The organism is Variovorax sp. R-27 (assembly GCF_049913215.1).
Classification (GTDB): Bacteria; Pseudomonadota; Gammaproteobacteria; order Burkholderiales; family Burkholderiaceae_C; genus Variovorax.
This window is the reverse complement of record NZ_CP183984.1, coordinates 5,544,693-5,571,583: the sequence shown is the minus strand read 5'-3', so window position 1 is coordinate 5,571,583 and position 26,891 is coordinate 5,544,693. Positions and strand designations below refer to the sequence as shown.

The following is a 26,891-nucleotide window of genomic DNA, read 5'->3' as shown; positions in this document are numbered from 1 at the left end:
ACATTACTGCAACCCCATGGCGTTTGAGACCGGCCATGCCGGCGCCGCCTGTTCGCCCGCGACGAACCCGGCTCTTTCGCGGCAGTTCTGCAGGTGCTCTTCGAGCGACAGGGACCCTTGTATCTGCAGCAGGCGCTCCACCGTGCGGTCGACAGCCTCTTCGTCGAGCAGACGGTAGGTGCGCGCGGTACGGCCGTTGTTGCGCACCAGGCGCGCGATGTAGGGCAGGTCCTGCTGGGTGATGACGGCTGCCGGCATCACGCCTTCGAGCTCGATGCCTTCGCACGGCAGCAGCACGAAGTATTGCAGCCGCAGGTCGTCGGGCAGCAGGCTGCGCAGCTGGGTGGTCTTGCGTCCGCCCTGCCATGCGGGGTCTTTCACCTCGCGCGCGCTCTTGCCGCCGTTCAGGCGCAGGAACCAGCGCGGCGGGGACTGGTCCGACTTCTTGCGATAGACAAAGGCGTTGCGCCAAGCCTTGATCTCGAACAGGTAGAGGCCGGTTTCGCACACCACCACGGCGTCGATGCGCGCGGTGCGCACCGCATGCCCCTCGGGCATCGGAATGATGAGGTTGCGAAGAATGCGCAGGTAGGAAAAGGCGGGGCTGAATGCGCTGGTCAGCTGCTGCACACCCAGCGAGGTGGCGACGGTGCTTGGCATGGCAATGGTCATGGATGACTCCTTCGGTCGCCGAGCATTGCGCTGCTTTTGGGAGACTTCTTGTGTGAGGTGTTTCCTCCGGTTGTACGGGGCTTCTCCCGGCGCAGTGCACGCAAACAACAGTTCACGCAAAGCAGAGGCATTCACAAGATTCCTCCGAATTTGAACGAGACGATGCGTGCCTGCTGCTCGATGGAGAGCCGCTGCAACTGGAGAACCCTGAATGAAGAAAACCCTCACGGCATTCGCTGCCCTGGCCGTCTGCGGCCTGGCTTCTGCCCAATCGTCCGTCACGTTGTTCGGCGTCGTGGACGCTGGCCTGACCTACCAGTCGAGCACCTCGCGCGACACGACCACCGGCGCGTCGGTCAAGCAAAGCAAGACGAGCCTGGGCAACTCGGCCTACAACTCCAGCCGCATCGGCTTCCGCGGCACCGAAGACCTCGGCGGCGGGCTGGCAGCGAGCTTCTGGCTCGAAGCGCCCATCACCAACGACGACGGCGCCACCGGCATCTCCACCTTCGCGCGCCGCTCCACCGTGAGCCTGTCGGGTGGCTTCGGCGAGCTGCGCCTGGGCCGCGACTACACCGCCACCTTCTGGAACGACACCGTGTTCGACCCGTTCGGCACCAACGGCTCGGGCACCAACGTCATCAGCACCGTCAGCGGCAACACCACCATCAACAACGCCAACTACGTGCGTGCCAGCAACTCGATCGGCTACTTCCTGCCGCCGAACCTGGGCGGCTTCTACGGCCAGGTGCAGTACAGCCTGCACGAGAACGCCAGCACCGACGCCACCAGCACCACGGCAGCTTCCAGCAGCACGGCTGGGCGCTACGTCGGTGGCCGCTTCGGCTATGCCAACGGTCCCCTGGACGTGGCACTGGCCGTGGGCCAGAGCACCGTCGTGGACACCACCGCGCTGGAGCGCAGGGTGCAGACCATCAACCTGGGCGCTTCGTACGACTTCGGTCCTGTGAAGCTGTTCGGCGAGCTGTCGAACGTGAAGAACAAGTTCGACTACGCGGCAGCGGCTGACACGCACGACACCTACAACGGCTACCTGATCGGCGCGACCGTGCCGGTGGGCGCAGGCCTGATCCGCGTGGCGTACTCGCAAGTGCGCTACAACGAAGGCACGGCCGGCATCACGGGCGAAGACCCGATGGCGCGCAAGTTCGCAGTTGGCTACGTGCACAACCTGTCCAAGCGCACGGCGCTGTATGCGACGGTGGCGCGCGTGAACAACCGCAACGACGTGAACTACACGGGCAGCCTGGTGTCGGCCAGCACCACGGGCTACGGCAGCACGGGCACCAGCTACACGGGCCTGCCGCGCTCTTCCACCGGCTACGACTTCGGTATCCGCCACGCGTTCTGATGCAGGACGCGCGCCGCGCGGGAGAAAGGGGCCTCAGTGCTCTTTTTCTCCCGCGCGGCTTTTTCGTTTCTACCCAGCAGTGAGCTTCTTCCAATGAACCGAATTGCACTCCTCGCGGGCGTGCTGGCTGCCACCGGCCTGACCGGCTGCATCATGCTGCCCCCGCCGCCCATGCCCTACCGTCCGCCACCGCCGGGCTTTCGCGGTGAAGGGCCGCCGCCGATGTTCTATGGCGCCCGCAGGCCGCCCCCTCCAGGATGGGACGCCTGCGATGGCGTACGGGACGGCTGCGCGCGCGGCATGCCGGGCGAACCCGGGATGCAACAAGCCCCGGGAGCACGCTGATGAGCGGGGGACAACTGCATTCCGGCAACCTGGGCGCCATCATCGCCGGCGTGATCCTTCTCGGCCTTGGTGGCGTGGTCTGCTTGATGGCCTCGCTGTTCATCGCCAACATGCGGAACGGCGCAAAGGCGCGCGAGCTCGCGGCACAGGCCCGCAGCGAGGCGCGGCAAAGAATGAGCGCGAGCCGCGTGCAAGACCTGCGACCGCTGCTCGATGCCGCCCCGGACTGCCAGGGCATCCGTCTCGACATCCAGCTGCCGGCTGAAGCCGTGCCCGTGCTGGCGATCGAGGCCGAGCTGCGCGAGCTGCTCGCCAAGGTGACGGACTACGCGGCCAGCGTGATGCGCGCGGGCGCCACGCTGCAGGTTCGCGCGCATGCGGAAGGCACGCAGGCCGTGATTCACTGGCGCGACCTCGATGCCGTCGACGTGCGCCCTCCGCTCGCGCGGTTTTTCGACACCGCGCAGGCCGCGATTGCGGGGGCCAGCGCCAAGGCCTGCGAACGCATTGCCGGCCATCATGGTGGACGCATCTATTCAGCCCCGGATGCCGGCGGCGTGCTGGGACTGACACTGCGCCTGCCATTGCTGGCCGACGAGCGCGCTCACTGATCGACGCAAGGCCGGCAGGGCCGGGCCTCGTGGAACTCCGCGTCATACTCGCGGTCCCACGGTGCCGCCGCTTTTCCCCGATGCCAGACGTGCGATCTCTTGCTTCCCTGACGACTTTTCTCCGTGCGCTCGCCGCGAGCGCGACCCTTCTCGCCGCCGGTGCGCTGCATGCGCAGGCCCTGCCGCCGGGCGTGCGGCTGGGCATGACGGCCGAAGAGCTGCAGGCCGCATTGCCCGCAGCCGAGCGCGTGCAGCGGCCGCAGCGCCTCGGCGGTGGCCTCGTCGGCAACTGGCGCGCGGCGCCCGTCGAGATCGCAGGACTGCTGTTCGAGCCGACCTTCTTCTTCGCCGCCTCGGAGCTGCGGCGCGTCGAATACGTCGCGGCGGCGCAGGCCACGCCCGACAACGGCGCCGCGGCCTTCGCGGCGCTGGTGCAATGGGGCCGCGGGGCGTTCGGCAACGAACTCGCATCGCGCGACCCGGGCAGCGCATACGCCGCCTGGGTGAGCAACGACACCGACGTCTACGTGCAGCAGGTCAGCGACCCGCGCCGTGCGAGCGTGCGGCTGGTCTACAAGGCGCGGCAGCTGCGCGACGGCAGCGAGCTCTGAACGGGGTGCCTCAGGCGGCGCTGCGCTGATCGAGCTTTTGCAGCGCCACCGCCAGTTCCTCTACATCGACCGGCTTCAGCAGGTGATGGTCGAAGCCGGCCTGCGCAATGCGCAGCCGGTCGTCGGGCTGGCCCCAGCCCGTGAGCGCGATCAGCCCGATGCCATGCAGCCGCGGATGCGTCCGCAGGCGGCGCGCCAGTTCGCAGCCGTCCATGCCGGGCATGCCGATGTCCAGGATGGCGACCGAAGGCTGGAAGTGCTCGGCCTTCGCCAGTGCATCCAGGCCGCTGAAAGCCACGGTCGCCTGCGCGCCGAGCAGGCCCAGCAGCGCCCCGAGTGACTCGGCCGCGTCGCGGTTGTCGTCCACCACCAGAATGCGGTGCTGCACCGCCATCGTGGCCTCCGAGGCTCCGGCCTTCGCGCCGGCCTGCAACCCGTGGTCGAGCAGCGGCAGGGACACGGTGAACTCGCTGCCCTGGTTCGCGCCGTCGCTCCTGGCACTGACCGTGCCGCCGTGCAGCTCCACCATGCTCTTCACCAGGGTGAGGCCGATGCCCAGGCCGCCCTGCGCGGCGCGCGCGGTGCCGCTCACTTGCACGAACATGTCGAAGATCGCGCCCAGCATGGCGGATGGAATGCCCACGCCGCTGTCTTTCACGCGCACCACCGCATGGCCGTGGCCGTCGTGCTCGACGAACACGTCGATGCGTCCGCCCTCGGGCGTGTACTTGGCGGCGTTGTTCAGCAGGTTCGCGAACACCTGCGTGAGGCGCACGCCGTCGCCCTTCAAGGCCAGCGAGGCATCGGCGACGTGCACCCCGAGCGTGTGGCGGCCGGCGTCCATCAGCGGGCGGCTGAGCTCCACCGCGCCGCGGATCACCTGGTCGAGCGCGAGCTCGTCCAGTTGCAGTTCGATCTTGCCGCGCGTGATGCGCGAGACCTCCATCAGGTCGCTCACCAACCGGACCATGTGGTCGAGCTGGCGGCCCATGAGGTCGTAGTAGGGCCGGGCGGCTTCCGACGTGAGCGGCTTGCGCTTGAGGATGGCCAGCGCGGTGCTCAGCGGTGCCATCGGGTTGCGCAGCTCGTGCGCCAGGGTGGCCAGGAATTCGGTCTTGCGCCGGTCGGCCTCGTTGAGGTCTTCCAGGATGCGGCGCAGCTCGTACTGCCGCCGCCGTGCGCGCAGCGCGCTGCGCAGTGCGCTCACCAGCGAGGCCACGCGGATCGGGCGCTCCAGCACGGTGACGTTGGCCATGCCTTCCATGGCGGTGGTGATGGCGCGCGAATCGGCGCCTTGCCGCGCGAGTATCAGCACCGGCAGGTCGGACCAGGGGGACTGGGTCGCCACGGCCGCGGCGAGTTCGGTGGCGCCGCTGCCCGTGAGCATTTCTTCGGACACCAGCAGCGCGCCGGCGCCGCGTTCGGTTTCGCGCAGCAGTTCGGGGAGGTCGGCGCACACCTGCGTCTCGATGCCCGCCTGCAGGAGCACGGCGGCGGCCATCACGGCGTCCTTCGCGGTGGCCGTTCTCATCAGCACGCGCAGCTGCGGGTCTCGCAGCTGCGGCAGCTGGATCGTGGGGCCGTCGGTCACTGCGGGGGCGTGGCAATGCCGTCGATCGGCACGGGCACGCCAGTCAGGATGCCTCTGAAATGGCGCAGCGGCTCTCCTACGTTCAGGCCCCGCCGGTCCATCGAGAACGCACGGATGGAGCGCTCGTGCGCGCCGCCGCGCTTCTTGAGCACCGAGATGGCCTGGCGCACTTCGCCTTCGGCCTCGTAGTAGCGCAGCAGCACCACGGCGTCGGCAAGGTAGCTGGCGTCCACAGGTGTCTGCATCTGCATGCCGATGAGCCCGTGCTGGGCGCCGACCAGCAGCGTGGCCACACCGGACTGCCCGAGGTAGGTGAGCAGCTCGTGCAGCTGCACAATGAGAAAGCGCTCGTCGGGCATCGCGTTGAGGTAGCCGTTCAGGCTGTCGATGACGATCACCTTCGCGCCGTGCTGCGTCACGGCCTGGCGGATCTCGTGCACCAGCTCGCCGGGGGAGAGTTCCGCCGGGTCGACCTGCTTGATGCGGATGCGGCCCGATTGCAGGTGGGGATCCAGCGCCATGCCCAGGCCGGCGCTGCGCGTGCGCAGGGTGTTGACGCTCTCGTCGAAGACGAAGAGCGCGGCCGTCTCGCCGCGCTCGGCCGCCGCAATGGCGAATCGCACCGCCACGGACGACTTGCCCGTGCCCGGCGCGCCGACGAACAGGGTGCTGGTGCCCTTCTCGAGGCCGCCGCCCAGCAGCGCGTCGAGCGCCTTGATGCCGCTGGGCAGCTTGGTCAGTGCGGTGTCGTTGACGTGTTCGGCCGCCACCAGGCGCGGAAACACCTGCAGGCCGCCGCGGTGAATCTTGTAGTCGTGGTAGCCGCCCCGGAACGACTGGCCCCGGTATTTCACGACCAGCAGCCGGCGGCGCGCGGAGCCGTAGTCGGAGTTCGACTGCTCCAGCCTCACCACCGCGTGCGCGATGCTCTGCACCTGCAGGTCGTGCTCGGTGGCGGTCATGTCGTCCAGCAGCAGCACCGTGCACTGGCGCCCCGCGAAGAACTGCTTGAGCGCCAGGATCTGCCGGCGGTAGCGCAGCGAGGTGCCCGAGAGCAGCCGCAACTCGGAGAGCGAATCGAACACGATGCGCGAGGGCTTGATGGCCTCCACGTCGCTCAGGATGCGCAGCGTGGTTTCGCTCAGCTCCACCTCGGAGGGGTGGAACATGGTGTATTGCTCCTCGGGCTGCAGGCTGTCCTGCGTGGGCAGCATCTCGCGCACGTGGACGCCGGAGATGTCCCAGCCGTGCGAGACGGCCACGCCACGCAGCTCGTGCTCGGTTTCGGACAGCGTCACGTACAGCACCGACTCGCCGCGCGCCGCGCCTTCGAGCAGGAACTGCATCGCGATGGTCGTCTTGCCGGCGCCCGGCGTGCCTTCGAGCAGGTAGAGCCGGTTGGGCTCGAGGCCGCCGCCGAGCACGTCGTTCAGGCCCGGTACGCCCACGCTCAGCAGTCGCTGGTGATCAGGCTCCATGGTGGCTTCTCCATTCCATGAGTGAATGAGGTCAATGCCAAATTCAAACATCGAAGCCGTGGGGCCGCGTGCAGGACGGCGCCGCATGGCGCGCCACGGAGAGCGACTATGGGAAATGTCCTGCACGGGGCAGCGGAATCGTCCGGCTGGCCGGGTAGGGCGGATGGAGAAACTGCCTTACCGGCTCCCGCCGCCCTTCCTTCTTAATTTGGCTCTTCAGGAGAAGACGATGCGCGAAGACACAGAGATCCGCATTCCCCAGGACGATGAACGGATCGACGTCACGGACCTCAAGGAGGTCGACTACTGGACCCAGTGGTTCGGCGTGAGCGAAGAGCGCCTGCGCATCGCAGTGGCCTCGGCGGGCACCGGCAAGGACGACCTGCGGGTCTACTTCGGCCTGCCTTGATTCTTTCCGGAGGCCTCAGCCCGCGGCGAGCATGCCGCGCTCTTCGATGAACGCGACCACCTCGGCCACGCCCGTGAGCGTCTTGAGGTTGGTCATTACGTAGGGGCGCTGGCGGCGCATGCGCTGCGTGTCCTGCTCCATCACGTCAAGGTTGGCGCCAACGTAGGGCGCAAGGTCGGTCTTGTTGATCACGAAGAGGTCGCTCTTGGTGATGCCGGGGCCGCCCTTTCTCGGAATTTTCTCGCCGGCGGCCACGTCGATCACGTAGATCGTGAGGTCCGAGAGCTCGGGGCTGAAGGTGGCCGCGAGGTTGTCGCCGCCAGACTCGACGAACACGATGTCGGCATCCGGAAAGTCTTCGAGCATGCGGTCGATGGCTTCGAGGTTGATCGAGGCGTCTTCTCGGATCGCGGTGTGCGGACAGCCGCCCGTCTCCACCCCCATGATGCGTTCGGCCGGCAGCGCGCCGGCCACGGTCAGCAGGCGCTGGTCTTCCTTGGTGTAGATGTCGTTGGTGATGGCGATCAGGTCGTACTTGTCGCGCATCGCCTTGCAGAGCATTTCGAGCAGCGTGGTCTTGCCCGAGCCGACCGGGCCGCCGATGCCAACGCGCAGCGGGGGCAATTTCTTGGTGCGATGGGGGATGTGGTGCAGGGCGGAGGTCATGGAGGAGGTGTCCGGTTCAGCTTCGGAAGAGGCGGGAATATTGTGTTTCATGGCGGGCCGACAACACAGCCAGCAGGGGCGCGAAGGCCTGGCGTTCGTCGTCGCCGAGGGCCATGGCGCGTGTCACGGCCTCGGGAATTTCCTGCGCCAGCCGCCCGAGGATGCGCTGGCCCGCGCTCTGGCCCAGCGGCACGGCCTTGACGGCGGCGGCGACCATGTTCTCGGCCCAGCCGAAGGCGAAGGCCAGGCAGCCATCGTGCACGCTGGCGTCGGTGCGGCTGGCCGCAAAGGCGAAGGCGATGGGGTAGCTGGCGGGCAGGTCGGCGAACACTTGAGCCGTGTCGGCGTGGTGCAGCTTGAGCCATTCGACGAAGGAGCGGCCCATCTGTTCGGTCTGCAGGAAGAACTCCGCCGATTCACGGGTGGTCATCACCCACTCGTTGAGCTGGCGGATTCGTTGCGTGTCGTTGGCGCGCCAGGCCATGACGGCTTGCGCGAAGGCTGCGAGGTCGCCGCGAGCGAAGCTCAGATGCAACTGGTCGGCGAGCCATTCGGCGGCGCGCGGTTCGGAGTCGATGCCGGCCCATTCGACTGCGGCCTCGACGCCTTCGGAGTACGAGAAGCCGCCTACGGGCAGGGCTGGGGAGGCCAGCCAGATTAGCTGGAGAAGGCTTTGAGCGGCTGGGTCTGGCATGTCAGCTTTTCAGCGCGCGCTGTATTTGCGTGTCCGGGGTGCGTGCGAATGACACCGGGTGCTCCCCTCCGCGAATGTCCCCCGCCTTCGGCTCCTCCTTTATTTCGCTGCGGGGAGCACCCGGCGCCATTCGCACATGAGCGCAGTCGTTGTGCCGCGGGATCAACCGCTGCGCTGAATGACGGACAACGCATCGACGCAATTTCATCTCAGTGCGAGTGACCGTGATGACTGTGGTCGTGACCGTGCGAGTGGTCATGGTCGTCGAGCAACTCCGGCGCGAGCACGAGCGGCTTCGGGCCATTGCTGTGGGAATGTCCGTGCTCATGACTGTGACCACCGCCGTGCGAATGCTCGTGCGATCCGTATGCACCGCCCTCGGGCTCGAAAGCCTCCTCGACCGCCACGACGATCAGGTGCATCGAACGCAGCATGTCGGCCAGCACGTGGTCGGGCTCGATTTTGAGGTGGTCGGGCTTCAGCTCGATCGGCACGTGCCGGTTGCCCAGGTGATAGGCCGCGCGCGTCAGGTCGAAGGGCGTGCCGTGGGCCGTGCAATGCGTGATGCGCAGCACCGGCTGCGGCGCAGCGATCACGCGCACCAGCGAACCGTCTTCCGCCACGAGAACGTCACCGCCCCGCACGGCGGTGCCGCGCGGCAGGAACACGCCGATCTGGCGGCCCTGCGAGTCGGTGGCGTCGAAACGGCTCTTCTGACGGATGTCCCAGTCGAGCTCGATGGTGGCGGCGCGCTTGAGCAGCACGGGCGCAAGGCCGCGGCCCTGGGGCATGAGTTTGTTGGCGGTGAGCATGGTGCGAAGGGAGCGCCCCGGGGCGCTCGTTGGCTGAATGAATACCTTCGAGGATACGCAGCCTGTCAAGCAGGCGCATACCCCGGCTTCAGAACAGGAAATACCGCTGCGCCATTGGCAGCAGCTTCGCCGGCTCGCAGGTCAGCAGATGCCCGTCGGCGCGCACTGCGTAGGTCTGCGCGTCGATCTCCATCTTTGGCGCATAGCCGTTGTGAATCAGGTCCTTCTTGCGCACGTGGCGGATGTTCTTTACAGCGCTCAGGTGCTTGCTTAGGCCGTAGCGCTCCTTGATGCCCGATGCCAGCCCGGCCTGTGAGACGAAGGTCAGCGAGCTCTTCGCCAGCGAGCCGCCGTACGCGCCGAACATCGGGCGGAAGTGCACCGGCTGCGGCGTCGGGATCGACGCATTCGGGTCGCCCATCGCTGCCATCGCAATCGTGCCGCCCTTCAGGATGGTGAACGGCTTCACGCCGAAGAAGGCCGGCTTCCAGATCACGATGTCGGCCCACTTGCCGACTTCGAGCGAACCCACTTCGTGCGCGATGCCGTGCGCAATGGCAGGGTTGATCGTGTACTTGGCGACGAAGCGCTTGGCTCGGAAGTTGTCGTTGCGCTCGTTGTCTTCGGGCAGTTTGCCGCGCTGCAGCTTCATCTTGTGCGCGGTCTGCCAGGTGCGGATGATGACTTCGCCGACGCGGCCCATGGCCTGGCTGTCGGAGCTGAACATGCTGATGGCGCCCAGGTCGTGCAGCACGTCTTCGGCGGCAATGGTTTCCTTGCGGATGCGCGACTCGGCGAAGGCCAGGTCTTCTGCGATGCCGGCGTCCAGGTGGTGGCACACCATGAGCATGTCGACGTGTTCGTCGAGCGTGTTCACGGTGTAGGGCATCGTGGGGTTGGTGGAGGAGGGCAGAAAGTTGGCCTCGCCCACCACGCGCAGGATGTCGGGCGCATGGCCGCCGCCCGCGCCTTCGGTATGAAAGGCGCAGATGGCGCGGCCGCCCACGGCCGCAATCGTGTTCTCGACGAAGCCCGATTCGTTGAGCGTGTCGCTGTGGATGGCCACCTGCGTGTCGGTGGCGTCGGCCACGTCCAGGCAGTTGCTGATGGCTGCGGGCGTGGTACCCCAGTCTTCGTGCAGCTTCAGGCCGATGACGCCGGCTTCGATCTGCTCGTGCAGCGCGTGCGGCAGGCTGGCGTTGCCCTTGCCGAGAAAGCCCAGGTTCATCGGAAACGCGTCGGCCGCCTGCAGCATGCGCTCGATGTGCCAGGGGCCGGGCGTTGCGGTGGTGGCGAAGGTGCCGGTGGCGGGACCGGTGCCGCCGCCGAGCATGGTGGTCACGCCGGAAGACAGCGCCTCTTCGATCTGCTGCGGGCAGATGAAGTGGATGTGGCTGTCGATGCCGCCGGCGGTGACGATGTTGCCCTCGCAGCTGATGATCTCGGTGCCGGGGCCGATGACGATGTCGACGCCCGGCTGCACGTCAGGGTTGCCGGCCTTGCCGATGGCGGCGATGCGGCCGTCCTTCAGGCCGATGTCGGCCTTGACGATGCCCCAGTGGTCGAGGATGAGCGCGTTCGTCAGCACGGTGTCGACGGCGCCTTGTGCGCGGGTGCGCTGCGATTGCGCCATGCCGTCGCGGATGGTCTTGCCGCCGCCGAACTTCACCTCTTCGCCGTAGCCGCCGGCTCGCAGGGTGTAGTCGGCTTCAACCTCGATCAGCAGTTCGGTGTCCGCAAGACGGACGCGGTCACCCACGGTGGGGCCGAAGATTTCTGCATAGGCGCGTCGCCCGATGGTGGCCATGTTTCAGAGCTTCCCTTGAACGAGGCCGCGAAAGCCGTAGACGATGCGATCGCCGGAAAAATCGACCAGCTCGACCGTGCGCTGCTGGCCCGGCTCGAAGCGCACTGCTGCGCCCGAGGCAATGTTCAGCCGCATGCCACGCGCGGCCTCGCGGTCGAAGCCGAGCGCGCCGTTGGTCTCTGCGAAGTGATAGTGCGAGCCGACCTGGATCGGCCGGTCGGCGGTGTTCTGCACCACCAGCGTGAGGGTGCGGCGGCCGGGGTTGAGCGCGTGCTCGCCGTCGTCGGTGAAGAGTTCGCCGGGAATCATGGCCGGCCTCAGATGGCTTGGGCCAGCAGCGTCGCGCCCAGGCCGAGCACCGCGGCGCCGGCCACGCGCGGCAGCCATGCGTTGGCGTGGCGCAGCGCCCAGCCCATTGCGATGCCGGCGGCGTGCAGCAGCACCGTGGCGCAGACCATGCCGGCCAGCGTGAGGGCCGCGCCTTGTTCGCTGGCCAGTTCGTAGCCGTGGGCCACGCCGTGGAACACCGCGAACACGCCGACCACCGCCATGGCCACCACCGCCGGCAGATGCACGCGCGTAACGACCAGCAGGCCCAGCACCAGCAGCGAGGCCGCGATCATCGGCTCGACCGCCGGCAGCTGCACGCCGGCCAGACCCATCAGCGCGCCCACCAGCAGCATGCCGGCGAAGGCGAGGGGCGCCCAGAGCAGATCGGGCCAGGCACGGCGCGCGGCCAGTGCGCTCCAGAAGCCGACCGCAACCATCGCGGCCAAGTGGTCGGCGCCGGTCAGCGGATGCAGGAAGCCGGTGGTGAAGCCGTGGTGCAGGCCGCCGTCGACGCCGGTGTGGGCGCTGGCTGCGAGTGGCAGCAGGAGGGCGAGCAAGGCGAGGGTTCTGGAGGCGTTGTGGCGCATGGAAAGTCCTTTTGTTCTTTGAATTTCAGACGATGGGCTGGTGCACGGTGACCAGCTTGGTGCCGTCGGGGAAGGTGGCTTCGATCTGGATGTCCGGAATCATCTCGGCGATGCCGTCCATCACGTCGGCGCGGGTGAGCACGGCGCGCCCGTCGCTCATGAGCTCGGCGACGCTCTTGCCGTCGCGGGCGCCTTCCATCACGGCGGCCGAAATCAGGGCGATGGCTTCGGGGTAGTTGAGCTTCAGGCCGCGGGCCTTGCGGCGTTCGGCGAGCAGCGCCGCGGTGAAGATCAGCAGCTTGTCTTTTTCGCGCGGAGTCAGTTCCATGGGGTCGGCATCGGGTGGCAGAGAGTGGCGGCCATTATGGGCAAGCCGGCTTCTTTGCAACAGTCGTGCCGTTGAACGTCCCAGGGGGCCGCCGCGCACGGCCGCCCGAAGCGGCCGGCCCGCCCCCGGTAGGGGGTTGGCGAAGCGACACGAAGTGCGCGTAGCCTGGGGGCGAGCAACGATTCAGGCACGAAAGATGCACCGAAACGGTGTGAGCCCCGACGCCGTACCCACCACCCCCGACGACGCGCCGCAGCGCATCGTCAAGGTGCGGCGCGACTACAACAGCTGGGTGGCCAGCGAGACGCTGGAAGACTACGCGCTGCGCTACACGCCGCAGCGCTTTCGCAAGTGGTCCGAATGGCGGGTGGCCAACACGGCCTTCGGGGCGGCGTCGTTCCTGATCCTGGAGGCGGTGGGCGCCACGCTGCTGGTGCAGTACGGCTTTGCCAACGCCTTCTGGGCGATCCTGGCGACGGGGCTCATCATCTTCCTGGCGGGCGTGCCGATCAGCGTGTACGCGGCGCGCTACGGCGTCGACATGGACCTGCTCACGCGCGGCGCGGGCTTCGGCTACATCGGCTCCACGCTCACCTCGCTGATCTACGCGAGCTTCACTTTCATCTTCTTCGCGCTCGAGGCGGCTGTGATGGCCTACGCGCTGGAGCTGGCGCTGGGCATCCCGCCGGTCTGGGGCTACCTGGTGTGTGCGCTGGTGGTGATTCCGCTGGTCACGCACGGGGTGTCGGCCATCAGCCGGCTGCAGTTGTGGACGCAGCCGCTGTGGCTGCTGATGCTGGTGGTGCCTTTTGCCTACGTGCTGGTGCGCGATCCTGGTGCGTTTGCAGGCATCGTGCACTACAACGGGGTTCGATCCGGCACCAAGGGCTTCGATCTGCACCTGTTTGGCGCTGCCCTCACGGTCGGCATCGCGCTCATTACGCAGATGGGTGAGCAGGCCGACTACCTGCGCTTCATGCCCGCGCGAACCGCGACCACGGCGCGCCGCTGGTGGGCCGGGGTGCTGGCCGGCGGCCCGGGCTGGGTGGTGCTGGGGGTGCTCAAGATGCTGGGCGGGGCGCTGCTGGCCTACCTGGCGATCACGCACATGGTGCCGGCCGACCGTGCGGTCGATCCGAACCAGATGTACCTCGCGGCCTACGAGTACGTATTTCCGAACTACGGCTGGGCGGTGGCGGCCACGGCGCTGTTCGTGGTGATCTCGCAGCTCAAGATCAACGTGACCAACGCTTATGCGGGCTCGCTGGCCTGGAGCAATTTCTTCTCGCGCGTGGCACACAGCCACCCGGGGCGCGTGGTGTGGGTGGTGTTCAACGCGCTCATCGCCTTCATGCTGATGGAGATGAACGTGTTCGAGGCGCTGGGCGACGTGCTCGGCCTGTTCGCCAACATCGCCATTGCCTGGATGATGGCCGTGGTGGCCGACCTCGTCATCAACAAGCCGCTGGGGCTGTCGCCGCCGGGCATCGAGTTCAAGCGCGCGCACCTGTGGGACATCAACCCGGTGGGCGTGGGCGCGATGGCGCTTGCGTCGGTGCTGTCGATCACCGCGCACCTGGGCGTGTTCGGGCCGCTGGCGCAGGCCTTCTCGGCGCTGATCGCACTGGGCACGGCGCTGGTGGCATCGCCGCTGCTGGCCTGGGCGACGGGCGGCAAGTACTACCTTGCGCGCGGCACCGACGAGGCGCATGGCGCGGTGGCCTTCGCGCCCGCCGAGGGCCCGCGCGCGGTGCGCTGGGCGAAGGTCGAAACGGGCAGCTACCAGCGCCTGAAGGTGCAGCACTGCGTGATCTGCGAGCGCGAGTACGAGGGGCCGGACATGGCGCACTGCCCGGCGTACCAGGGTGCGATCTGCTCGCTGTGCTGCACGCTCGACGCGCGCTGCGGCGATTTGTGCAAGCCGCATGCGAGCCTGTCTTCGCAATGGTCGACGGTGCTGCGCTGGCTGCTGCCGCGCCGCAGCTGGCGCTACCTCGACACGGGGCTCGGGCACTTCCTGCTGCTGATGCTCGTCATCGTGCCGCTGCTGGCCGTCGTGTTCGGCGTGCTCTACCAGCAGGAGCTGCGTGCCTTCGGCGAAGGCGCACTGGAGCTGGCGTCGGAGGCCGACGTGGCCGCGGCGCTGGCCGGCGTGCAGAAGCTGTCGCTGCGCTCGGGCTTCCTCAAGGCGTACATGGCGCTGCTGGTCATCGCGGGCATCGTCGCGTGGTGGCTGGTGCTGGCGCACCAGAGCCGCAAGGTGGCGCAGGAAGAATCGAACCGCCAGACTCATCTGCTGGTGCGCGAAATAGAGCTGCACCGCGAGACCGACCGCGCCCTGCAGGCCGCCAAGCAGGCGGCCGACGAAGCCCGCGAGATCGCGGAGCAGGCCAAGCTCGCGGCCGAGCTGGCCAAGCAGGCTGCCGACCAGGCCAACCAGGCCAAGAGCCGCTACATCAGCGCCATCAGCCACGAGCTGCGCACGCCGCTCAACAGCATCCTGGGCTATGCACAGCTGATGGGCGAAGACCACTCGGTGCCGCCGCACCGCCAGCAGGCGGTGGCGGTCATCAAGCGCGGCGGGGAGCATCTGCTGTCGCTCATCGAAGGCACGCTGGCCATCGCGCACATCGAGGCCGGCAAGCTCACGCTGCATGCGCGGCCGATGCGCTTTGCCGACACGCTGCGGGAGCTGGCCGACATGTTCGAGCTGCAGGCTGCGGAGAAGGGGCTGCAGTTCCGCTTCGAGGCGGCGGGGCCGCTGCCCGAGGTGGTGCGTGCGGATGAAAAGCGCGTGCTGCAGATCCTCATCAACCTGCTGGGCAATGCGATCAAGTTCACGGCGGCGGGGCAGGTCACGCTGCGGCTGGCCTATGCGCGGGAGTTCGCATCCATCGAGATCGAGGACACCGGCCCTGGTATGCCGGCCGAGGACATCGAGCGCATCTTCGAACCCTTTGCGCGCGGCAATGCGGCAGGCATGTCGGCCGCACCGGGCGCGGGGTTGGGGCTCACCATCGCCAAGATGCTCACCGACCTGATGGGCGGCGAGATGAAGGTGCAGAGCACGCCGGGCGAGGGCTCGCTCTTCTGTGTGCGCCTGTTCCTGCCGCGCGTGCATGACACGGTGGCCGGCACCGGCCGCCCGATGCCGGTGCAGCGCGCGCGGCGCGGCTACGAAGGTCCGCGTCGCCGCCTGCTGGTGGTCGACAACGAGGAGGCCGACCGCGACCTGCTGGGCCATGTGCTCGCGCCGCTGGGCTTCGAGCTGCGCAGCGCGGCCAGCGGGCACGATGCGCTCGACCTCATCGCGGCCGGCTATAGGCCCGACGCGATGTTCGTCGACCTCGCGATGCCCGGCATCGACGGCTGGGAGACCATTCGCCGCGCGCGCAAGCTGGGGCTGACCGAGGCCTCGGTGGCCATCGTCTCGGCCAACGCCTTCGACAAGGGGCTCGACAACGACGTGGGCATTGCGCCGGAAGATTTCTTCGTCAAGCCCGTGCGCCACACCGAGCTGCTCGACTGGCTCGAACGCCGGCTCGGGCTGCAATGGACCGATGCCGCCGCGAAGCCGGTTGCCGCCGTGGCGCCGCGCGTGATGCAGGCGCCTTCGCTGGCCCGCCTGCGTGCGCTCGACGAGGCCGTGAGCCTGGGCTACTTTCGCGGCATCATGAACCAGCTCGACGACATCGACGCCGCGCAGCCCGAGTGCGCGTCGTGGACCGAAGCCCAGCGCGTGCTGGCCCGCCAGTTCCAGTTCGAGGCCATGAGCCGTGCACTGGCCGAAGCCGTCGAAAGCGCCGCATGACTTCGACGACGCCACCTCCCGCCATGGAAACATCACCGCTCGCCAAGACCCTGCGCGAGCAGCAGGGCGCCAACAGCGACCTCGTGCTGATCGTCGACGACGTGCCCGACAACCTCGCGGTGCTGCACGACGCGCTCGACGAGTCGGGCTACACCGTGCTCATTGCCACCAATGGCGAGCAGGCGCTGCAGCGCGCTGCGCAGGCCCGGCCCGACATCGTGCTGCTCGACGCGATGATGCCGGGCATCGACGGCTTCGAGGTCGCGCGCCGGCTCAAGGCCGATGCGGCGACGGCGCACATTCCCATCGTGTTCATGACGGGACTCACCGAGACCGAGCACCTTGTGGCCGCGCTCGAAGCCGGCGGCGTCGACTACGTCACCAAGCCCATCAAGCCGAAGGAAGTGCTGGCGCGCATGAACGTGCACCTGCAGGGCGCGCGCCGCGCACGGCAGGACGCGCGGCAGGCCGGTCAGGCGCGCAATGCGCTCGATGCCTTCGGCTACGCGAGCATCACCGTGCGCCTGCCCGAAGGCCGGCTGATCTGGCAGACCGCGCTGGCGCGCGACCTGCTGCAGCGCTACTGCGACACGCGCGCGCCCGAGACGCCGCCCGCCGTGCTCGAATGGCTGCGCAGCCACACGCCCGATGCGCGCCAGCGCGGCATCGAACCGCCGGCGCTGTCCATCGTGCAGGGCGCGAGCAGCCTCACGCTGAGGCTGCACCAGCAGACCAGCAGTGACGACGACGGCGACGAGTGGATGATCATCATGCGCGAGGTGTCCGACACCGCCGTCATCGAAGCCATGAGCCTGAGCCTGAAGCTCACGGCGCGCGAGGCCGAAGTGCTCTACTGGGTGGTCAAGGGCAAGACCAACAAAGACATCGGCGAGATCCTGGGCAGCAGCCCGGCCACCGCCAAGAAGCACCTGGAGCGGGTGTACGTGAAGCTCGGCGTGGAGACGCGCACGGCCGCGGCCGGCGTGGCCATCAAGCGCATCCGCGAGCTGCAGCCCCAGTTCGAGATCTGAAGAAGGCCGGTTGATTGAGGCCGGCGCCGCCTGCGTCATGGCGACTACTTTCGGCGTCCCTAGAATGGTTCGAGGGCTCCGGGACGCGCACGATGAAGAACAACAGGCACGACAGAACGACAACCCGACCGCCAAGCAGCGGCTGGATGCTTGCTGCTTCCTGCCTGTTCGCGAACCTGGCCGCGAGCCCGGGCGCACACGCCGCAGGGCATTTCGACGTGGACGACGCGAGCACGCTCGACCCGGGCCAATGCCAGTACGAGACATGGTGGGGCCGCACGGGCGTGGAGCCTGTCATGGGGTTTCATTTCGGGCCCGCCTGCCGCGTCGGGCCGGTCGAGCTGGGCCTGAACTTCGACCGCACCTCGGTGAGCGGCGTTCATTCGGTCACCGGCGGACCGCAGCTCAAGTGGAATTTCTACGGACAGGCGGCCGACGCGCCGTTCAGCGCCGCAGTGTCGATGGGCGCGGTGTTCGACCTGAAGCGCGGCGGCCGCGCGGGCGGGCAGTTCGTGGTGCCCCTGACGTGGCGGCCACTCGAGAGTCTGCAGATCCACGCCAACGCAGGTGCCGACTGGGCCAACGGAACCGGTGCGCGCACGCCGCGCGGCGGCATTGGCGTCGAATGGGCGCTGAACGACACCGTATCGCTCATCGCGGAGCGCAACCGGGCGGCGGGCCTGTGGACCTCGCGCATCGGCGGGCGCTTCAGCATCACGCCGCTGATCAGCGTGGACGTGAGCACATCGCGCACCGGGCCGCAGGGCGTGCGCGGCTTCGTGATCGGGCTGAACCACGAGTTCACCTGGAAGTGAACCGTGGGGGGATCAGCGCAGGTAGCGCTGTATCCGCTTCTCGTCCTCGGCCAGCTGCTGGCGCATCAGCGAAATGAAGTCCCTCGCCGTGGCCGAGAGCACCTTGCCTGCCGGCAGCGCCAGCAGGCAGGTGAAGTACACGTCGACCGAGAATTTGCGCACAACCAGCCCGCGCTCCGCGTAGTCGAGCGCGGTGATCGGGTTGACCAGCCCCACGCCCAGGCCGCGCAACGCCATCTCGCACACGCTGGCCGCATAGGGCGTCTGCACCAGCACCCGCAGCGCCACGCCGTGCGGGGCCAATGCGGCTTCGAGCCGCTGGTGCGAAGGGTCTTCGGGGTTGAGCGAGAGAAAGGGCGCTTCGGCCAGTTGCTCCGGCTTGATGGTCTTGAAGCGGGCCAGCGCGTGGCCTGCCGGCATCACCACCACGCCGGGAAAGCGCGAGAAGGTGGAGTGGTCGATGCCTTCGAGCGAAAGCTCGTCGGCCATCAGCCCGAAGTCGGAGATGCCCATAGCCACGCGGTCGCGCACGTCCTTGGAGCTCAGCACCTGCAGCGACACCTGCGGCCAGGGGCTCGCGCCGCGGTGCGCCTTCAGCCGTGCCAATGCGCGCGGCATGAAGCCCAGGCCGTAGGCGGGAAAGCTGCTCAGCTCCAGCTGGCTGACGCCGAAGTCGCGCAGGCTGCGCACGCGGTGCTCGATGGCGTCCATGCCGATGAACACCCGCTCCACCTCGACCCACAGCGCGCGTGCCTCGGGCGTGGGCACCAGCCGCCCGCCGGTGCGCTGGAACAGCAGCATCCCCGCTTGCGTCTCGAGGCGCTTGAGCGATTGGCTGATGGCGGGCTGCGTCACATGCAGCAATGCAGCGGCCTTGCGGGTGGAGCTGCCGCGCATGAGAGCCCGGAAGGTTTCGATCTCGCCGAATCGCATCGATAAGTCTTGTTATCGGTTGAGTATCTGAGGCTGCATAATTTTATTTCCGATTGCATAAGATTTGGTCACAACTTCTGACGCATGCCCCGTGACGACATTGCCCGTTCTGGACTTCAAGTTCGCCGCTCCTCCCCCGGATCCCCTGGCTCATCCTCCGGGTAATCCCGAGGGGCTGGTGCGTGACCAGGCACCCAAGCCCGTGCGCAACCCGAACCTGCGCGGCCTGCAATGCCTGCGATGCGATGCGCTCTACCCGGTCACGCTGGCGCACGACGGCTGCCCCGCATGCAAGCGCACGGGCTTCCACGTGGCGCTGCGCGCCAGCTACCTGCCCGACAGCACCGAGGCGATGCCCATGCCCTACACCTCCGGCTTCGCGCTGGGGGAGGGGCAGACGCCGCTGGAGGACATGCCGGAGCTGGCGCAGCAGTTCGATGTGGCGCGCCTGGCCCTCAAGGACGAATCGCGCAACCCCACCGGCTCGCACAAGGACCGCATGACGGCGGTGGGCGTGGCGCAGGCGCTCGACTTCGATGCCCACACGCTGGTGCTGGCCTCCTCGGGCAACGCGGCCGTGTCGGCGGCGCACTACGCATGGGCCGCGGGCCTGGGCTGCGAGGTCGCAACCTACGAAGGCATGCCGGCCACCTACGCGCGACAGCTCGATGCACTTGGCGCGCGGCGCTATGTGTTCGCCGACAACGCGGGCCGCTGGGCCTTCGTGCGCGAGCGTTCGCAGCACCCAGGCTACTTCGCACTGACCAACTATCGCCTGCCCGCGCTGGGCAGCGCGCCGCTGGCCATCGAGGGCTACAAGCCGATCGCACTCGAATGCGTGGCCGATGGCGGCTTGCCGGACCACATCGTGATTCCCACCGCGCGCGGCGATCTGGCCTGGGGCATCTACGCGGGCTTTCGCGACCTCATGGCCGCGGGGCGCATCGGGCGCCTGCCCAGGCTCTGGCTGGTGGAGCCGTTTCCGCGCCTGACGCGCGTGCTCGCGGGCGGCGCCATCAACGGCAGCTACCCGGGCCACACCGCGCAGTTTTCCACCGCGGGGGCCACCGTCACCTACCTGCAGTGGCAGGCCGCGACCGCCACGGGCGGCGGCGCGGTGGTCGTGGGCGACGACGAAGCGCGCGCCGCGCGGCGGCTGCTCAGCTCGCTCGGCGTCAGCGCCGAGCTCTGCGCTGCCGGCGGCCTGGCCGCATTGCGCCAGCTGCGCGAGAGCAACGCCATTGCGGCCGATGCGCACGTGGTGCTGATGCTGACCGCCAATGCGGCCGGCGACCCGAGCTGGCCCGACCGCCCGATCTAACTTCCTTCAGGAATTCACCATGCCGACGATGCAACGCCGGGCCTTTCTGGCCGCCGGCTCTACGGCCCTGCTCGCTTCGTTTCGACCGGCGTGGGCGGCCTACCCCGACAAGCCCGTGAAGCTCGTCGTGCCGTGGGCGGCCGGCGGCAGCACCGACGCGATTGCTCGCGCCGTGGCGCAGCGCATGAGCCAGACCATCGGCAGCCCGGTGATCGTGGACAACCGGCCCGGTGCTGCCGGCATGATCGGCACCGACGCGGCGGCCAAGGCCGCGCCCGATGGCTACACCATCGCCATCGTCGAACTGCCGCACGCGATCGCGCCGGCCGTGACGGCGAAGCTACCCTACGACCTGCTGCGCGACTTCACGCCCGTGACCATGATCGGCACCTCGCCGCTGGTGTTCTTCGCGGGAATGGACGACGGCAGCAAGGACTTCAAAACCTTCCTGAAGACCGCGGCTGCAAAGAGTGCTCCGCCGGCCATCGCGCACAGCGGCGCGGGCACGGTGAGCCACCTTGCCGCCGAACTGCTGGCGAGCCGCACGAAGATCAGGTTCAACATGGTCCCGTACCGCGGCTCGGCGCCTGCGCTCACCGACGTGGCGGCGGGTACGGTGGCAGGACACTTCGCGACGCTGGCCAGCGGCTCCAGCCTGCTGGGCGCCAACCGCATCCGCCCGCTGCTGGTGACGAGCACGCAGCGCGTGACGAACATCCCCGGCCTGCAGAACGTGCCCGCACTCGCGGAGAACGGGCTCAAGGGACTGGAGATCGATCAGTGGTGGGCCATGGTCGCGCCGGCCACCACGCCGCTCGACGTGATCGAGAAGCTGCGCCGCGAGGCCATCGCTGCGCTCGACCATCCGTCGGTGAGGGAGCGCCTGTCGGTGCTGGGCGTGCAGATGAAGGGCTCGACGCCGGCGGAGTTGCGAGCCTTCCTGCGCTCGGAGGCCGAGCGCTGGCAGAAGGCCGCGCACGAGATCGGCCTGCAGCCGCAGTAAGCGGGCTGAACAGGTTGGGCCTTACTTCGCGTCGCTGTAGACCGTGGCGCGCGACACGCCCATGTGCGCGGCGGCAATCTCGGCGCCGCGGCGAACCTCCAGCAGGCCCGCCTTTTTCAGTTCCTGCACCAGCTGCTTGCGGTCGGCCGGCTTCAGCGAGCGCGAGGTGGTCGCGCGCGCGGCCGCGAAATCGTCGATGCGCGCGTGGATGCGGTCCGAGTGGTTGCCGCCGGCCTCGATGTGCTCGTGCACTTCCTTGTCGTCGATCTTGGTGAACTGCGAGATCGCGGCCTGGAAGCTCTGGAACAGCGTCAGGTCGACGTTCAGGCACAGCGCGGCCACGTACTCGCCGCTGTCGTCCTTGACGCCGATGGATGTGCTCTTGACCTTGCGCCCGTCGGGAAAGGTGTTGGCGTAGTTCGCGATCACCGCCGGAAACTCCGGGTCTTGGATGCGCGCGAGACCCAGCTCCGTGACTGACTGGCCGACCTCCCGGCCGCTGAGGCTGTTCTCGATGGCGTAGATCGCGTTCTTCGGATTGCTCAGGTCGTGCACCACGACTTCGCAGAAGGGCGCAAAGGTCTGGCCCAGGCCTTCGGCCATGTTGCGCAGCATCTCCAGGACCTGCTTGTTCGACTTTTTCTTCATGCCGGGGAATGTATCCAGCTCTGGACGAACAATCCAATTTGTACAAAAAGTACAGTGTTGGATGTATTATCCAATTTTGACCAGGAGCCTCGAATGACCGCGAGAGAACGCGCACGCTATGTCGACCCACGCACCGGCAGGCACTACGACCTGTCCGAACGCCGATGGCGCTCGGACGACGGCCATCCGATGATGGTCACGCCGCTGCCCGGCATCTCGCGCGACGACATCGATTCGCGCACCCGCTCGCTGTGGCGCTACCGCGCGGCGCTGCCCGTGGCAATCGACAAGCCCGCGAGCATGGGCGAAGGCTGCACGCCGCTGGTACAGAAGCGCTGGGGCAGCCTCGAGCCGTACTTCAAGCTCGAGTGGTTCAACCCGACCTGCAGCTTCAAGGACCGCGGCGCGGCGGTGATGATGTCCTTCCTGCGCCAGATCGGCGTCGACGCGGTGCTGGAAGACAGCTCGGGTAACGGCGGCGCAGCCATTGCCGCGGCAGGCGCGGCGGCTGGCATGCGCGTGAAGGTGCTCGCGCCGAGCTACACGCCCGCGCCGAAGGTGGCGCAGATCCGGGCCTTCGGCGCAGAGGTGCAGTTGGTGCCGGGGCCGCGCGAAGAGTCGGAGTACGAGGCGGTGCGCCAGTCGGAGTCGATCTTCTATGCGAGCCACAACTGGCATCCGTTCTTCCTGCAGGGCACGAAGACGCTGGCGTATGAGCTGTGGGAAGACCTGGGCTTTGTCGCGCCCGACAACGTCGTCATTCCGACTGGAGCGGGCAGCAACGTGCTCGGGTGCTGGATCGGCTTCAAGGAGCTGCTGGCGGCGGGGCAGATCAGCAAGCTGCCGCGCATTTTTGTCGCCCAGCCGTTGAACTGCTCGCCGATCGATGCGAGCTTCACCGCCGGAGTCGACACGCTGGTGGACCGTGTCGTGCAGCCGACCATTGCCGAAGGCACTGCGATCAAGCGGCCCGTGCGGCTTCAGGAAATCCTGCAGGCGCTGCGCGAGACGAAGGGCAAGACCGTTGCGTTGACCGAGGAGCAGATCGCGGCTGCGGTGCGCCGGCTGGCAGCAAGCGGGCTCTATGCGGAGCCGACCTCCGCCTCGGCCGCGGCGGCCATCGAGGTGCTGGCGCAGCGCGGCGACATCAAGGCCGGCGAGACGACTGTCGCCTTGTTGACCGGCACCGGTCTGAAGTCGACGCAGCTCATGACCGAGCTGTTTGGCGGCGCTGCCGCCGTCGCCTAGCGAACTGCTGTCTATCGAAACCAGGCGCCGGTACTGCTGGCTGATTCAGTGGCTTGTTACTTCCACTTCCAGCCGACGCCGGCGTTGACGCCCCATTCCTTGCCCGTGGTCGACAGGCCTGCACCCCAGGACATCTTGCCGTCGTCGGACAGTGCCTTGAAGGTCAGCGCCACCGCGCTGTAGCCCTTGTAGTTGCCAAGGCCCACGCCCACCGTCTTCTCGCCGGGAGACAGCGTCGGCAGGTAGGTGCCCGACATCGCGAAGGCCATCGCCGTGCCCGAGTAGGCAATGCGGGCCACGTCGCCGACCTGGCTCTGCACCTGATTCAGCTGCTGCACGTTGACCGCGTCGCCCGGCAGGATGCCCGGCGCCACGTTGCCGATGCGCGTGCCGCCAGTTGCCTGGCCGTTGCCCAGCGTGATCTGGTTGTAGTTGACCGAGCCGTCCGGGTTGGTCGCGTACTGCACGCTGCTGGCCTTCACGGTGGCTGCAGATGCCTTGAGCTGTGCGACGTTGGTCGCATCGCTGTCGGCCGTACCCGCGGCCACGGCCGTGATCTGGCGGTACTGGCCGTTGGCCACGTCGCCCACCGACGCTGCGGCCTGCGTGCTGGTGGTCGCCTGAACGGCCACCCGGTGCTGCGCTGCTGCGCCAGCCGGCACATAGCCGGCCACGCCCGCCGCGGTGGAGGCCACCGAGCCCGCGCCCAGTGCGACGCCGCCGCTTTGCTGCGCGATGGCGCCGAAGCCGATGACCGTGCCCTTGGAGATGTTCGGCGCCTGGCTCAGCGGCGTGCCGCCGGCGTCCGCGTTGTCACCCAGCGCCACGCCACCACCACCCGCTCGGGCATTGGCGCCGATGGCCTGCGAGCCCGTGGCCAGCGCCCCGGTGCCGATTGCGATCGCGTTCAGACCCGTGGCCTGTGCACCGCTGCCCGCTGCGAAGGAGTTGGTGCCGCTGGCCACGGACAGCGGGCCGATCGCCACCGCTTTCTGGCCGCTGGCCACCGAATCGCCAGCCGTCGAATTGGTGTGGAAGTACTTGGTGCCCTTGTCGTTGATCGTGTTGACCGTCGTGCTCAGGCTGCCGAGGTTGCCATTGGTTGTGTTCAGGCTCGTCGAGAGATTGCCCACACCGGTCGAGAGACTGCCGATGCGGCTGGTCGCAGTGCTCAACCTAGCCGAGGTGGATGTAGACAGGCTGTCGATGTTGCCGGCAACGATGCCCAGCCCTGTGGAAGTCGATGTCGACAGGCTCGCAACGGAGTTGTTCGTTGCGGTCAAACTGGTGGACAGGCTGGCCACGTTGCTGTTCGTCGTGTTCAGGCTGGTGGACAACGAAGCAGTCGCCGTCGACAACTGGCTGACATTGACGGCATCCGTCGGAGCGCCGCCTGCGGCGACGTTGGTGAGCCTGCGTTCGCTGCCGCTGGCCCCGACAGACACTTCACCAGCCGGCGTCGCAGCGGAGATCGCAGCACCCGGGGAAGGTGTGTAGCCGGCTACGCCTTGCAATGCGGCGAGCGAATCCGCCGTCTTGCTGGTCGCTCCGATGGCCACGCTGTTGTCGTATTTCGCGTCAGCCCCATTGCCAAGAGCCATGCTGCCTTGGCCGGCAGCGGTAGCGGCCCCGCCAATCGCGATGCTGTCCGTGGCGGTCGCTTGAGCCCCTCTGATCGAGTTGCTGCCGATGGCAATGGCCCCGGCGCCTGAAGCGGTCGTTGAATTGGCGGCCGATAGCGCCGTGCTTCCGTCGCCACCGGCTCCGCCGATTGCAACCGAGTTCAGGCTTTGAGCTTGTGCGCCAAAGCCAAGCGCGGTGCTTCCGGTGCCGGAAGCATTTGCCGAGAGGCCAAGCGCGCTGGCCCACTGGCCGGCTGTGCTGGAGAACCCGAAAACGGCCGCTCCGTTTCCAACCCCTTGGGAGTAGGTTCCGAACACCGATACGGCATCCAGACCGTTGCCACTCGTATTGCAGCCAAGGATGTTGGACCATGGCCCGGTTCCATCGACCGGTTGAGCGTTTGTTCCGCTAACAGCTACCTGCCCGATGGTCGCCGTGGTTGTGGAGTTGCAGTTGGCCGGTGCGTAGGTGGATGCGCTGGCATCCGATGCCGTCATCTGCAGGCCGGCAGCCAGAATTGCGGCAACTACTGCCGACAGTCTGAAGCTGCCTTTGCCATGAGTCCTGGTGATTTCGGTGGCTGCTAGCCATGCGCCGGGCGAATCGCTCCAGATACCACGATACAAATTATTCATAACAATTGATGAGGGAAAAGAAATCTAAAAACATGAGATCAAAGACGGATTTGCGTGCGCGCGAAATTGCGATGCGATTTGCGGCATGAATTCCGGAGAGCCCGCGCCTCGTGCTTCCAGGCGCAAGGCGTGCTGCCGTACTCCGCCAGGACCTCTCAGGCCGCGGAATGTATCGACTGACGCTCGAGTTGGACAATGACGTTTGCTGTCAATTAATGACCGCCGTCAATGGATTCAACGGCCCGCTGAGGGGCGAGCTTTTATCTCGGACTGGGAAGAATTTCGCGCTTTCCAAACGGCATTCGCGTAAGGCCGTTGTGCGCGCTCTTGTTCGTTGCCGATTAATGACAAGAATTGGCAAAAAATGTCATTCGGCGGCGCTGAAAACGTTTTCTTCTTTGAATCGAAAAGTTCACGCTTTCAGCGCAGGAGCCCCGATACCGTGGTGCTTCGGGAACTGCGGTGGCTCCGAACAAGCCACCTCGGCACGTTCACGGAGTTCGTGCCGGTTTCTTGCTACCAGGGCCAGGCGATGCGTGTGCCCGTTCCCGCTTCAGCCGCACGCGCATGCAGCAGGCGCGCGACAGTCAGGTCCTGCAGCGCGAGGCCTGTCATGTCGAAGACGGTGATGTCGTCGGCGGCTCGTTCGACAGCCGTCTTGCCGCTCAGCAGGTCGCCCAGTTCGACGCATGGCGTGTCGGGCGACCACTGCGTTTCGCCGATCTGCTGCGCCTGCGTGCGATCGTCGACGAACAGGCGCACGCGTGGCAACAGGCCTTCGGGAAGCTCGCGTTTGCCGCGGGTGTCGGCGCCGACGCAGTTCAGGTGTGTGCCGGGCCGCACTGCTTCGAGGTCGAAGAGGGCGCCGCCGCCCGGGGTGGCGGTGATCACGATGTCGCTTTGGGCAACAGCGGTGTTGCGGTCGTTGGCCGGCGCGATGTCGCAGCGGCCGGTGAAGTGGGCCTCGAACGCCGCATTGCGCTGGCCGTTCGTACTTATATAAAGAACTTCGCGCAGCGATGGCACCAGGCGCAGCGCGAAGTCGAGCTGGATGCGCGCCTGCACGCCGGTGCCGAAGACGCACAGCCGCGTGCTGTCGGGCCGTGCAAGCTGCTGGAGGCCGAGCCCGCCTGCCGCGCCCGTGCGCACTGTCGTCACCGTGTTGCCGTCGATGACGCACAGCGGCCGGCCCGTCGCTGGGTCGATCAGCAGGATCGTCGCTTGATGGGGTTCGCCGCCGCGTTGCCGGTTGGCCGGCCAGAAGCCCGCGGCCTTGAAGCCAAGCAGGCCTTGGGCCTGCACGTCACCAGACTTGATGCCGAACACCCCGCCCGTGCGCAGCGGCTCTCGTACGACCGGGAAGACGCGGCCCTCGCGTTCGCTGTGCAGCACGAAGGCTTCGCGCACGGCCTGAAGAACGTCGTCGGGGGAGAGGAGGGCGTCGACCTGGTGCTTGTCGAGCAGCAGGAGTTGGGCGTCCGAAGGCGCGGGGGATGCTGTCATCTGGAAA

Annotated in this window: 25 protein-coding genes and 1 pseudogene; 11 read left to right on the top strand and 15 right to left on the bottom strand. The window is 67.5% G+C overall.

The window, feature by feature from the left end:
* Window positions 1-3: 3 nt before the first annotated feature.
* A complete protein-coding gene (locus ACN9MV_RS26115; RefSeq protein ID WP_354339465.1) occupies window positions 4-672 on the bottom strand; it encodes a nuclease-related domain-containing protein in 669 nt (222 codons plus the stop codon).
* A 211-nt stretch (window positions 673-883) separates the two neighbouring features.
* Here ACN9MV_RS26115 and ACN9MV_RS26110 point away from each other — a divergent pair, with 211 nt between their 5' ends.
* The 4 genes from ACN9MV_RS26110 to ACN9MV_RS26095 all read left to right on the top strand — a co-directional run bounded on the left by ACN9MV_RS26110 (window position 884) and on the right by ACN9MV_RS26095 (window position 3,611).
* Complete coding sequence (locus tag ACN9MV_RS26110) at window positions 884-2,044, top strand: porin (protein WP_093057368.1); 1,161 nt, start codon at window positions 884-886, stop codon at window positions 2,042-2,044.
* Between the two features lie 93 nt (window positions 2,045-2,137).
* A complete protein-coding gene (locus ACN9MV_RS26105; RefSeq protein ID WP_101952286.1) occupies window positions 2,138-2,389 on the top strand; it encodes a hypothetical protein in 252 nt (83 codons plus the stop codon).
* Window positions 2,389-3,000: an ATP-binding protein gene (locus ACN9MV_RS26100; protein ID WP_177142459.1), complete on the top strand. Its 612-nt coding sequence runs from the start codon at window positions 2,389-2,391 to the stop codon at window positions 2,998-3,000. Before ACN9MV_RS26105 ends, ACN9MV_RS26100 begins: the two co-directional genes overlap by 1 nt.
* Window positions 3,001-3,080: 80 nt before the next feature.
* Window positions 3,081-3,611 (top strand): hypothetical protein, encoded by a 531-nt coding sequence (locus ACN9MV_RS26095; RefSeq protein ID WP_093077511.1) that lies wholly within the window; start codon window positions 3,081-3,083, stop codon window positions 3,609-3,611.
* Between the two features lie 10 nt (window positions 3,612-3,621).
* Here the strand turns inward: ACN9MV_RS26095 and ACN9MV_RS26090 are convergent, their stop codons facing one another.
* On the bottom strand, window positions 3,622-5,202 hold the full coding sequence (locus tag ACN9MV_RS26090; RefSeq protein ID WP_426390130.1) for a hybrid sensor histidine kinase/response regulator: 1,581 nt from the start codon (window positions 5,200-5,202) through the stop codon (window positions 3,622-3,624).
* The gene (locus ACN9MV_RS26085) at window positions 5,199-6,680 is read right to left on the bottom strand and encodes an ATPase domain-containing protein (protein ID WP_426390128.1); all 1,482 of its coding nucleotides are present in this window, start codon (window positions 6,678-6,680) and stop codon (window positions 5,199-5,201) included. Before ACN9MV_RS26085 ends, ACN9MV_RS26090 begins: the two co-directional genes overlap by 4 nt.
* 229 nt (window positions 6,681-6,909) lie before the next feature.
* Here ACN9MV_RS26085 and ACN9MV_RS26080 point away from each other — a divergent pair, with 229 nt between their 5' ends.
* Complete coding sequence (locus tag ACN9MV_RS26080) at window positions 6,910-7,089, top strand: DUF3606 domain-containing protein (protein WP_093057417.1); 180 nt, start codon at window positions 6,910-6,912, stop codon at window positions 7,087-7,089.
* 15 nt (window positions 7,090-7,104) lie between these two features.
* On the opposite strand, the gene ureG is transcribed toward ACN9MV_RS26080, so the two are convergent.
* From ureG to ACN9MV_RS26045, 7 genes are all read right to left on the bottom strand, one after another.
* Window positions 7,105-7,755, bottom strand: coding sequence for an urease accessory protein UreG (gene ureG, locus ACN9MV_RS26075; protein ID WP_093057418.1), 651 nt, complete (start codon window positions 7,753-7,755; stop codon window positions 7,105-7,107).
* A 16-nt stretch (window positions 7,756-7,771) separates the two neighbouring features.
* Window positions 7,772-8,449, bottom strand: a complete 678-nt coding sequence (locus tag ACN9MV_RS26070; protein WP_426390126.1) for an urease accessory protein UreF — start codon at window positions 8,447-8,449, stop codon at window positions 7,772-7,774.
* Between the two features lie 209 nt (window positions 8,450-8,658).
* Window positions 8,659-9,261, bottom strand: a complete 603-nt coding sequence (ureE, locus tag ACN9MV_RS26065; RefSeq protein ID WP_426390125.1) for an urease accessory protein UreE — start codon at window positions 9,259-9,261, stop codon at window positions 8,659-8,661.
* A gap of 88 nt (window positions 9,262-9,349) precedes the next feature.
* A complete protein-coding gene (ureC, locus tag ACN9MV_RS26060) occupies window positions 9,350-11,068 on the bottom strand; it encodes an urease subunit alpha (RefSeq protein ID WP_093057421.1) in 1,719 nt (572 codons plus the stop codon).
* A 3-nt stretch (window positions 11,069-11,071) separates the two neighbouring features.
* Complete coding sequence (locus ACN9MV_RS26055; protein WP_093057422.1) at window positions 11,072-11,377, bottom strand: urease subunit beta; 306 nt, start codon at window positions 11,375-11,377, stop codon at window positions 11,072-11,074.
* An 8-nt stretch (window positions 11,378-11,385) separates the two neighbouring features.
* Entirely contained in the window at window positions 11,386-11,985 is a 600-nt protein-coding gene (locus ACN9MV_RS26050; protein WP_093057423.1) for a HupE/UreJ family protein, read from the bottom strand.
* A 25-nt stretch (window positions 11,986-12,010) separates the two neighbouring features.
* On the bottom strand, window positions 12,011-12,313 hold the full coding sequence (locus ACN9MV_RS26045) for an urease subunit gamma (RefSeq protein WP_093057424.1): 303 nt from the start codon (window positions 12,311-12,313) through the stop codon (window positions 12,011-12,013).
* A 196-nt stretch (window positions 12,314-12,509) separates the two neighbouring features.
* Here ACN9MV_RS26045 and ACN9MV_RS26040 point away from each other — a divergent pair, with 196 nt between their 5' ends.
* The 3 genes from ACN9MV_RS26040 (at window position 12,510) to ACN9MV_RS26030 (ending at window position 17,970) form a co-directional block, all read left to right on the top strand.
* Window positions 12,510-16,124, top strand: a complete 3,615-nt coding sequence (locus tag ACN9MV_RS26040; RefSeq protein ID WP_426390123.1) for a hybrid sensor histidine kinase/response regulator — start codon at window positions 12,510-12,512, stop codon at window positions 16,122-16,124.
* A 23-nt stretch (window positions 16,125-16,147) separates the two neighbouring features.
* Window positions 16,148-17,155, top strand: a complete 1,008-nt coding sequence (locus ACN9MV_RS26035) for a response regulator transcription factor (RefSeq protein ID WP_093057426.1) — start codon at window positions 16,148-16,150, stop codon at window positions 17,153-17,155.
* 146 nt (window positions 17,156-17,301) lie between these two features.
* A complete protein-coding gene (locus ACN9MV_RS26030) occupies window positions 17,302-17,970 on the top strand; it encodes a hypothetical protein (RefSeq protein ID WP_426390122.1) in 669 nt (222 codons plus the stop codon).
* A 12-nt stretch (window positions 17,971-17,982) separates the two neighbouring features.
* Here the strand turns inward: ACN9MV_RS26030 and ACN9MV_RS26025 are convergent, their stop codons facing one another.
* A complete protein-coding gene (locus ACN9MV_RS26025) occupies window positions 17,983-18,903 on the bottom strand; it encodes a LysR substrate-binding domain-containing protein (RefSeq protein WP_093057427.1) in 921 nt (306 codons plus the stop codon).
* A gap of 91 nt (window positions 18,904-18,994) precedes the next feature.
* On the opposite strand from ACN9MV_RS26025, the gene ACN9MV_RS26020 reads away from it, so the two are divergent.
* A complete protein-coding gene (locus ACN9MV_RS26020; RefSeq protein WP_426390120.1) occupies window positions 18,995-20,224 on the top strand; it encodes a threonine synthase in 1,230 nt (409 codons plus the stop codon).
* 19 nt (window positions 20,225-20,243) lie between these two features.
* Window positions 20,244-21,227 (top strand): Bug family tripartite tricarboxylate transporter substrate binding protein, encoded by a 984-nt coding sequence (locus ACN9MV_RS26015; RefSeq protein WP_426390118.1) that lies wholly within the window; start codon window positions 20,244-20,246, stop codon window positions 21,225-21,227.
* A gap of 21 nt (window positions 21,228-21,248) precedes the next feature.
* Here the strand turns inward: ACN9MV_RS26015 and ACN9MV_RS26010 are convergent, their stop codons facing one another.
* Complete coding sequence (locus ACN9MV_RS26010; RefSeq protein ID WP_093057430.1) at window positions 21,249-21,875, bottom strand: helix-turn-helix transcriptional regulator; 627 nt, start codon at window positions 21,873-21,875, stop codon at window positions 21,249-21,251.
* Between the two features lie 93 nt (window positions 21,876-21,968).
* Here ACN9MV_RS26010 and ACN9MV_RS26005 point away from each other — a divergent pair, with 93 nt between their 5' ends.
* Window positions 21,969-23,123, top strand: coding sequence for a threonine synthase (locus ACN9MV_RS26005; protein WP_426390115.1), 1,155 nt, complete (start codon window positions 21,969-21,971; stop codon window positions 23,121-23,123).
* A gap of 56 nt (window positions 23,124-23,179) precedes the next feature.
* Here the strand turns inward: ACN9MV_RS26005 and ACN9MV_RS26000 are convergent, their stop codons facing one another.
* The 3 genes and pseudogenes from ACN9MV_RS26000 to ACN9MV_RS25990 form a co-directional block, all read right to left on the bottom strand.
* Window positions 23,180-24,724, bottom strand: coding sequence for a YadA family autotransporter adhesin (locus tag ACN9MV_RS26000; RefSeq protein WP_426393204.1), 1,545 nt, complete (start codon window positions 24,722-24,724; stop codon window positions 23,180-23,182).
* A 15-nt stretch (window positions 24,725-24,739) separates the two neighbouring features.
* Window positions 24,740-25,381 (bottom strand): annotated as a pseudogene (locus tag ACN9MV_RS25995) (ESPR-type extended signal peptide-containing protein); the annotation flags it as partial.
* A 516-nt stretch (window positions 25,382-25,897) separates the two neighbouring features.
* On the bottom strand, window positions 25,898-26,884 hold the full coding sequence (locus ACN9MV_RS25990; protein WP_426390114.1) for an ornithine cyclodeaminase family protein: 987 nt from the start codon (window positions 26,882-26,884) through the stop codon (window positions 25,898-25,900).
* Window positions 26,885-26,891: the final 7 nt, after the last annotated feature.